10 protein-coding genes are annotated in these 8,633 nt (G+C 62.3%); 1 reads left to right on the top strand and 9 read right to left on the bottom strand.

All coding sequences use genetic code 11. The features are described 5' to 3' along the window. From Q368_RS26925 to Q368_RS0105915, 5 genes are all read right to left on the bottom strand, one after another. A partial coding sequence (locus tag Q368_RS26925; protein WP_245611294.1) for a GTP-binding protein occupies window positions 1-83 on the bottom strand: 83 nt, incomplete at its 3' end. Between the two features lie 68 nt (window positions 84-151). Next, window positions 152-2,224: an elongation factor G gene (gene fusA / locus Q368_RS0105930; protein ID WP_029458096.1), complete on the bottom strand. Its 2,073-nt coding sequence runs from the start codon at window positions 2,222-2,224 to the stop codon at window positions 152-154. 18 nt (window positions 2,225-2,242) lie between these two features. Beyond that, complete coding sequence (gene rpsG, locus Q368_RS0105925; RefSeq protein WP_029458095.1) at window positions 2,243-2,713, bottom strand: 30S ribosomal protein S7; 471 nt, start codon at window positions 2,711-2,713, stop codon at window positions 2,243-2,245. Between the two features lie 24 nt (window positions 2,714-2,737). After that, entirely contained in the window at window positions 2,738-3,109 is a 372-nt protein-coding gene (gene rpsL / locus Q368_RS0105920) for a 30S ribosomal protein S12 (protein WP_029458093.1), read from the bottom strand. Window positions 3,110-3,298: 189 nt separating this feature from the next. After that, the gene (locus tag Q368_RS0105915; RefSeq protein ID WP_029458091.1) at window positions 3,299-3,916 is read right to left on the bottom strand and encodes an outer membrane beta-barrel protein; all 618 of its coding nucleotides are present in this window, start codon (window positions 3,914-3,916) and stop codon (window positions 3,299-3,301) included. 313 nt (window positions 3,917-4,229) lie between these two features. Here Q368_RS0105915 and Q368_RS0105910 point away from each other — a divergent pair, with 313 nt between their 5' ends. Then, on the top strand, window positions 4,230-4,514 hold the full coding sequence (locus Q368_RS0105910) for a sll1863 family stress response protein (protein ID WP_029458090.1): 285 nt from the start codon (window positions 4,230-4,232) through the stop codon (window positions 4,512-4,514). A 241-nt stretch (window positions 4,515-4,755) separates the two neighbouring features. On the opposite strand, the gene Q368_RS0105905 is transcribed toward Q368_RS0105910, so the two are convergent. The 4 genes from Q368_RS0105905 to Q368_RS0105890 form a co-directional block, all read right to left on the bottom strand. Then, entirely contained in the window at window positions 4,756-5,904 is a 1,149-nt protein-coding gene (locus Q368_RS0105905) for a hypothetical protein (RefSeq protein WP_029458088.1), read from the bottom strand. 203 nt (window positions 5,905-6,107) lie between these two features. Beyond that, window positions 6,108-6,836: an ABC transporter ATP-binding protein gene (locus Q368_RS0105900; RefSeq protein WP_029458087.1), complete on the bottom strand. Its 729-nt coding sequence runs from the start codon at window positions 6,834-6,836 to the stop codon at window positions 6,108-6,110. Beyond that, entirely contained in the window at window positions 6,836-7,603 is a 768-nt protein-coding gene (locus tag Q368_RS0105895) for an ABC transporter ATP-binding protein (protein ID WP_029458085.1), read from the bottom strand. Before Q368_RS0105895 ends, Q368_RS0105900 begins: the two co-directional genes overlap by 1 nt. 3 nt (window positions 7,604-7,606) lie before the next feature. Further along, on the bottom strand, window positions 7,607-8,623 hold the full coding sequence (locus Q368_RS0105890) for a branched-chain amino acid ABC transporter permease (RefSeq protein WP_029458083.1): 1,017 nt from the start codon (window positions 8,621-8,623) through the stop codon (window positions 7,607-7,609). Between the last annotated feature and the right edge of the window lie 10 nt (window positions 8,624-8,633).

Genomic DNA, 8,633 nt, shown 5'->3' with positions numbered 1-8,633 from the left:
AGCGTGGTCTTGCCGTGGTCGATGTGACCGATGGTACCGATGTTTACGTGCGGCTTGCTCCGCTCGAATTTCGCCTTGCCCATGTCGTCCCCCTGGAACTTTCCGCCTGCGCGGGTCGTTGTTGCTTCACCCTCGTCCGGGACTCCGGACGTTATTTCTTCTTCATGATCTCGTCGGCCAGCGCCGCCGGGACCTTCTCGTAATGGTCGAACTGCATGCTGAAGGTGGCCCGTCCCTGCGAACGCGAACGCAGGTCCGTGGCGTAGCCGAACATGGAGGAGAGGGGCACGTGGGCGGTGATGATCTGCGCCCCGGCCCGGGAATCCATCTTGGCGATGCGGCCGCGGCGGCCGTTGAGGTCGCCCATGACATCGCCCATGTACTCTTCCGGGGTGACCACTTCCACGGCCATGATGGGCTCAAGCAGCACCGGACCGGCCTTGTGCACGGCTTCCTTGAAGCACTGGGAGGCGCAGATGAAAAACGCCTGCTCAGAGGAGTCCACTTCGTGGTAGGAACCGAACACCAGCTTGGCACGGATGTCCACCAGCGGAAAGCCGGCGATGACGCCGCCCTTCATGGCGTTCTGGATGCCTTTGTCGACCGCCGGGATGTATTCCTTGGGGATGACGCCGCCGACGATCTCGTTGCAAAACTCGTAGCCGCCGTCTTCCTTGGGCTCGATCTCGAGGACCACATGACCGTACTGGCCGCGGCCGCCGGTTTGCTTGACGTAGCGCAGATCGTGCTTGACCGGCTTGGTGATGGTCTCGCGGTAGGCGACCTGGGGCGCGCCCACATTGGCGTTGACGCCGAACTCGCGCATGAGGCGGTCGACGATGATTTCCAGGTGCAGTTCGCCCATGCCGGCGATCAGCGTCTGTCCGGACTCTTCGTCGGACTTGACGCGGAAGGACGGGTCTTCCTTGGCGAGCTTGCCGAGCGCCTGGGACAGCGCGTCGCGGTCGGCCTTGGTCTTGGGCTCGATGGCGACCTCGATGACCGGCTCGGGGATATTCAGGGACTCCAGGGCCACGGGGCGGTTTTCCGCACACAGCGTATCGCCGGTGGAGGTGATCTTCATGCCCACGGCGGCCACGATGTCGCCCGCATCAGCGTCTTTTATCTCTTCACGCTTGTTGGCGTGCATCTTGAGCAGCCGGCCAACACGCTCCTTCTTGCCGGTGTTGGCATTGAGCACGGTCATGCCGGACTCGATGCGGCCGGAGTAGATGCGCAGAAAGGTCAGGTGGCCGATGAACGGATCGCTCATGAGCTTGAACGCCAGCGCGGCCAGCGGCAGCTTGGTATCGCACGGGCACTCGATAATCTTTTCCTCGTGGTCGGGATCGTGCCCCTGCATCGCGGGAATATCCACGGGCGAAGGCAGGAAATCGACCACGGCGTCGAGCAGGGGCTGCACCCCTTTGTTCTTAAAGGCGGAACCGCACAGCACCGGGCAGATGGCCAGACTGATGGTGGCCTTGCGGATGCCGGCGATGAGTTCCTCGGGAGTCAGCTCTTCGCCGCCGAGGTACTTCTCCATGAGCGTTTCGTCTTCTTCGGCAATGGACTCGACCATGTGCTGATGCAGCTCTTCGTAGCGCTCCATCAGTTCGGCGGGGATGTCCTTGTAGACATACTCCTTGCCCATGGACTCGGTGTCGAAATAGACAGCCTTGCCCTGGATCATGTCCACGACGCCTTCGAAGTTTTCTTCAGCGCCGATCGGGATCTGCAAGGGCACGGGCTTGGCGCCCAGACGGTCGCGAATCATGTCCACGCAACGGAAGAAGTCCGCGCCGATGCGGTCCATCTTGTTGACGAAGCTCATGCGCGGAACGCGGTAGCGTTCGGCCTGCCGCCAGACCGTTTCGGACTGGGGCTCGACGCCGGACACGGCGTCGAACACGGCGACCGCCCCGTCGAGGACACGCAGGGAACGTTCCACCTCGATGGTAAAATCCACGTGGCCGGGCGTGTCGATGATGTTGATCCGGTGATCGCGCCAGAAGCAGGTGGTGGCGGCGGAGGTAATGGTAATGCCGCGCTCCTGTTCCTGGACCATCCAGTCCATGGTGGCCTGGCCATCATGGACTTCGCCAATCTTGTGCGACACCCCGGTGTAATAGAGAATACGTTCGGTGGTGGTCGTCTTCCCGGCATCGATGTGAGCCATGATGCCGATATTGCGTTGCCGCTCAATGGGTACAGTCTTAGACACGACGCTATCCTTGTGCGACTACCACCGGTAATGAGCAAACGCCTTGTTGGCGTCGGCCATGCGGTGCGTATCCTCTTTCTTTTTCACGGCGCCGCCGCGATTGTGATAGGCATCCAGCAGTTCGCCGGACAGCTTCTCCGCCATCCCTTTTTCGCCGCGGGAACGGGCGTTGCCGACGAGCCAGCGCAAAGCCAGGGCCAGCTGCCGCTCGGGCCGCACTTCCATGGGCACCTGGTAAGTGGCGCCGCCCACGCGACGGGGCTTGACTTCCATGTGCGGCTTGACGTTGGCGACAGCCTTCTCGAAAGCCTTCAAGGGATCCTCGCCGGATTTCTCGGCCAGGACGTCCACTGCCTTGTAAAAAATACCCTCGGCCACGCCCTTCTTGCCGTCGTACATGAGCCGGTTGATGAACTTCATCACCAGATGGCTGCCGAACTTCGGATCGGGCAGCACCGAGCGCTTGGAAATTGGACCTTTACGCGGCATACGCGCTTTCTCCTTTGACCGGAATTACTTGGGCCGCTTGGCGCCGTACTTGGAACGGCCCTGGCGGCGATCGGACACGCCGGCGGTATCGAGCGTGCCGCGGATGATGTGGTAACGCACGCCGGGAAGGTCCTTGACGCGGCCGCCACGGATCATCACCACAGAGTGCTCCTGCAGGTTGTGGCCTTCACCCGGGATGTACGAAGTCACCTCGATGCCGTTGGTCAGGCGCACGCGGGCGACCTTGCGCAAGGCCGAGTTCGGCTTTTTGGGCGTGGTGGTGTACACACGGGTGCACACGCCACGCCGCTGCGGGCAGGCCTGCAGGGCCGGCGTCTTGCGGCGCTTGGCCACCTGAGCGCGTCCCTTGCTGATAAGTTGATTGATCGTGGGCATAGCCGTCTCCGTTCAAGAAAAATCGTAGTGTATGGCAAAGACAGAGGCATATAGACCCATCACCTGACCGTGTCAAGCGGCAATGGGACAGCCGACAAAAAAACAGGCCCTCCCATCCTGTGCGGGTGGGAGGGCCAGACGTGTTATCCTAGTTCGAGGGGTTTGTCAGCCGGTATTTTATCCGCCCCACTAGAAAGTGAACCGGAAGCCGGCATGGCCGCCCCAGCCGTCGATGCCGTGGTTGTCGAAGCCGATGCGCTGATAACGGCCGGCCAGCTCGAAGGAAACCGTCGGGCTGATGGCCACGGCGAAGCCGATGTCCACGGGCAGGGTCGGGTTGGAATAGTTGCCTTCGCCGCCGTTCTCCCAGAAGGGAATGCGGTCGCTGGAGAAGATGCCGCCGATACCGGTGCCGATGTAGAAAGCGGCCTTATCCGTGCGCACCGGGTAGTAGCGGATCAGGGCGTTGGCGCCAAAAGCCCAGGGATTCTGGGAATAACCGTTGTCGCTGGCCACGGTGTACAGGAAATTACCGGCCGCCGTATTGCGGTCGATCTTGCGCTGGTTGAACGAATAGGCCAGAGCTTCCAGGCCGATGGACAGGCCGTCCATCACGAAATAGCCGCCGCTGGCGCCGAAGGTCAGATAGGAATCCACTGCCTTCTGCCCCGTGCCATAATAGCCGAACTCAGGCGTGACGTACACCGTCCCCGCCTCGCCGATGGCGAAGGAGCGGGAGGGCAGTGCCGCCAAGCCGATAAAGGCCGCAAGCACCAGCACCAAAATTTTCTGCAAACGCGCGTTCATGGCCTTCCTCCTTGGATACAAGCACGTTAAGCGTTGCATTCCGTTGGCGAGACGCCTCTCCCAGGGTTTTCGGCAACCAGCCTGCGCGGTCCGGTGCCGCCGGGGAGCGTCTGGAGTAAGACATAAGTCGCCTTCGAAACTTGACCAGGGGGCGCTCCGCATTTCCTCCCCGGGAATGTGGTCCGCCCAGCCTCCTTGTTCCTAGAATGAATTTAACAGAACGATGACGCCTGCGCAAGAGACACCCGCCTGCCTTGCCCTTCGGACGTCCTTCCGGTAACCCTGGTCGGCGACAGGCGAAAGGGAGGATACGATGGACGGGAAAAAGCCTTTCGGCGTCAATATGGAGGAACTGCTGGCCGGCTACAAGGCCAAGATCGATTCCGCCAGCAAAGAGGCCAAGGAGAAAGGACCGGACTATTTCGATCGCTGGGCCGGCGAACTCGAGCACATGCTGGAGAAATACGACAAGGCCCGCTACAAGCTGACACTCCTGCGCAAGGGCGGCGGCGATGCCCTGGCCGAATTGCGCGAAGGCTTCGAGCACGCCCTCGGCGAGCTCAAAGAAGCCATCGGACGGGCCAAGGGCAAATTCTGACGCCGCATATTAATTTTTTGGAATAACTCAGGCGCGCCTTCGACCTCTGCCCGCGAAGGCCGCGCTGGCCTTGTGCGCCTAGTCGCCATTGGTCCTAAAACCCGGCCCCTGGGCACGCCAGACGGGCAGCCTGTTTTTTCCCGCTCCCGTGCCCTCCCCTGCCCTTCCGCGTGCCACCTCTTTCGCACCACAAAAAAGGCGGCCCACTGGGGCCGCCTTTCAAACCATCGTGGCAGCCGCATCAGGCCTGCACATCGACCCCGCCCTGGGAGCCGAGATCGAGAGCCTGTTGCTGGTAGGAATCCTTATTGGAATCGTAACGATTGGCGGCATACTGATTGAGCAGGCCCGCGAGCCCGTCCTCGCTCGTCAGCGTCGAACCGAAGCTCTCGCTCTTCGTCGTGGTGCTCAAGGGAATTTCCTTCGTCGTCTGACTCACGACATTACCGTCAGCGTCCGTGACCGTCGTGGTTTCCTCAATGCCCTTGTCGGTGAACGTCATCGTCACGGTGGTCGTGGTTTCATCGCTGTCCGACGAGGACCCAGAGGAACCTGTGGAGCTCGACGATTCCGACGACGCGGTCGTACTCGTCGTCGAGTCCGTGGACGCGGTCGTCGTGTCCGTGGAGGATGCCGTAGTCGACGTGGTGGTCGTTGTGGTGGAGGACACGAGCTGGCCCTCGGCGTCGAAACTCGCACTTTCCGTGACGCTGCCGCCGTCCGGGCCGTTTCGGGTCATGGTGCTCGTGACGCTGCCGTCGGAGGCGGTCAGGACCGTACCGGTTTCCAGGACGTTGCCTTCCGAGTCGGTAAGCGTCTCGGTTTCCTTGAAACCGTCGTCGGTATTTTCGCCGGTCACGGTCCGAGTGCTCGTGTTGCCCGACGCGTCGGTCATGGTGATGGTGCTGGTGTAGCTCCCATCGGCGTTTTCGACGGTCTTTTCCGTGCCGACCTGGTTGCCGTCGGCGTCGGTCAGAGTGGCTGTGGTCGTGGTGGAGCCGTCGTCGTTCTTGGTGACGGTCTCGCTGCGACTGAGCCCGCCATCCTGCCCGCCACTTTCGCCCTGCGCGCCTTCCATGGGCGGCGGGGGCATCTGCCCCTCCTCGCCCTCGTCGGAGGTGGTCAGGGTGCCGGTTTCCATGTCGTAGCCCAAGGAGCCGTTGGAGGCTAGCAGGGCCGTGAGAATGTCGTTGAAACTTCCGACGGAGCTCGTCGAGGACGACGAGGACCCGGAAGAAGTTGCCGACGTGTCGTCGGTGGCGTCGCTTCCCTGCGACAGGAGACTGAGGACGGACGACTGGCTGGAGGTCGCAGAAGATTGCCCGTAGCTGGCGAGCAACTGCTGAAGCCAGTAATCGCTTGAGGACTGGCCTATGGATGATACGCTCATGTCCTTCTCTCCTTTGGGCGGGAATTTTTTGCCGGGCGTGGCGTTCCCCGCATGGAGAAAGGCAAGAGGCGTGCCGGGAGAAGGCAGAAGCTGCCGACGCGGCGGCCGGCAAGCGGTTACAAGCAAGGGACGGGCCAACAAAAAAAGTCCCGGTCCGGCAACGGCCGGACCGGGACTTTTCGTGCGTGGCGAAACGACGACGCTCAGCCGCCGAGGTAGGCCTTCTTCACTTCAGGGTCGTTTTTCAGTTCCTCGGCCGTTCCCGAGGTCTTGATCTCCCCGGTGTCGAGAACATAACCGCGGTGGGCGAACGACAGGGCCACCTTGGCATTCTGCTCGATCAACAGGACGGTGAGCCCTTGTTCGTTGAGCTTTTTAAGCGTGCGGAACATCTCGTACATGAGCAACGGCGCAAGGCCCATGCTCGGTTCGTCGAGCAGGATGAAGCCGCAGCCGGTCATGATCGCCCGGCCCACGGCCAGCATCTGCTGCTCGCCGCCGGAAAGCGATTCGCTGCGCTGCCTGCGCCGCTCGGACAGGCGCGGAAAAAGCGACAGCACCCGGTCGAGGTCCCGGGCCACGGCCTCCTCCCCATCCTTGCGGGCATAGGTGGCGAGCACGAGGTTTTCCATGACCGTGAGGTTGCCGAAGATGCGCCGGCCCTCAGGCGAGAGGTCCATGTGGAGCTTTCGCACCACGTCGTGGGGCTCCATGCCGAGGATCGATTGGCCTTCGTATTTGATGTCGCCCTCCACCACCTTGGGGGCTTCGGGGGGCGGCAGCCGCATGATGGAGAGCAGCGTCGTGGTCTTGCCCGCGCCGTTGGCGCCAATGAGCGCCACGATCTCCCCCCGGTCCACGTGGAAGGAAATGCCGTGCAGGGCCTCGATGTTGCCGTACTTGACCCGGAGGTTTTCAACGGAGAGCAGCATCAGATTGTATCGTCTCCCAGGTAGGCTTTGATGACTTCGGGGTTGTTCTGGATTTCCTCGGGCGTGCCCTCGGCGATGGTGGCCCCGAAATCGATGACCTTGATCCACGAACACAGGCTCATGACCACGTCCATCTGGTGCTCGATCATCCAGATGGCCAGGCCGAAATCCTTGTGGATGTCGCCGATCAGCTTGATCAGCCCTTCCACGTCGGAGGAGTTGAGGCCCGCGGCGGGCTCGTCGAGCATGAGCAGCGCCGGCTTGATGGACAGCGCCCGGGCGATCTCCACCAGGCGCTGCACGCCGTAGGGCAGGTTCTTCGGGAATTCGCTTGCGACTTCCCGCAGGCCCAGGCGTTCGAGCACGTTCATGGCGTGCTCCTCGATCTCGCGCTCGCGCTTCATGTAGCGCGGCGTGCGCAGGAAACAGTCGAGCAGGCCGTAGCCCAGGGCGTGGTACTGGGCGATGCGGATGTTGTCGAGCACCGTCATGTCGAACCACAGCCGGATGTTCTGGAAGGTGCGCGCGATGCCCCGGGCCGTCACGTCATGGGGCTTGAGGCCCTTGATGGAGCGGCCCTTGAAGAGGATCTCGCCCCGCGTGGGCTTGTAGAAGCCGCTGACGAGGTTGAAGACCGTGGTCTTGCCCGCGCCGTTGGGGCCGATCAGGGCCGCCAGCTGCCCTTCCTCCAAGGCTACCGAAAACTCCGACACGGCGCACAGCCCGCCGAAGTACTGGGTCATGTCCTTCACGTCCAAAAGCGTCACGGCCTACCCCTTGAACTTGTAGAATTTGCGCAGCCCCGGGAACACGTCGGCCAGTTCCCGCCGCCCCATGATGCCCTCCGGCCTGAACTGCATGAGCAGTACGAGCAAAAGCGGAATCACCACCCATTTGACGATCTGCAAGGGGCGCAACGCCTCCATGAGCAGGGTGATGAGGATGGCCGAAAGCACCGAGCCCGAAAGCGAGCCCATGCCGCCGAGGTAGACCATGACCATCACTTCCGTCGATTTGAGGATGGTGAACGACCCCGGGTTCACGTAGCCGAGGATGTGGGCGAAAAGCCCGCCGGCAAGCCCGGCCAGGCCGCAGGAGACCATGAAGGCCACGAGTTTGACCCGGTCCGTGTTGACGCTCATGATTTCGGCCGCGATCTCGTCCTGGCTGATGGCGTCCACGCCCTTGCCGAAGGTCGAATAGATGAAGCGGCGGATGAGCCAGACGGAAAAGATCGTGCCGATCACGACCCAGATCATGATCCAGGGCAGGTTGGCCGTGTCGTTCATGGCGCGCATGACCGAGGACATGCCCATGAACCCCCTCGCCCCGCCGATGATGCCGATGTTCTCGATGGTGGACTTGACGATGTAGGCGGCGGCGATGGTGATGATGGCCAGGTAGTCGCCGCGGGTCTTGAACGACGGGATGGCGACGAGCAGGCCCACAAGCGAGGCGGCCAGGGCCCCGGCCAGAAGCACCAGCGGAAAGACCCACACGGCCAGGTGCGGTGAGAGCAGCGGGTCGCCGAAGGCGGCCGACTTGGCGAAAAGCGCCACGGACAGCACCGAGGACACGTAGGCGCCGACGGCCATGAACCCGGCATGGCCGCAGGAGAACTCGCCCATGTTGCCATTGATGATGTTGAGGCTCGAGGAAAGGATGATGTTGACGCCCATGAACATGACCACCGACTGCCAGTAGATGTTCATGGCTCCGGTTTGCGAGGCCCAGACCAGCACGGCGAAGACGGCGGCCAGCAGGGTGGGAACGGACAGGCGCTTCATGATGCGGCTC

The sequence above is a fragment of the Solidesulfovibrio alcoholivorans DSM 5433 genome, from assembly GCF_000702665.1.
Lineage (GTDB): Bacteria > Desulfobacterota > Desulfovibrionia > Desulfovibrionales > Desulfovibrionaceae > Solidesulfovibrio > Solidesulfovibrio alcoholivorans.
This window is presented reverse-complemented; position numbering and strand designations above follow the sequence as displayed.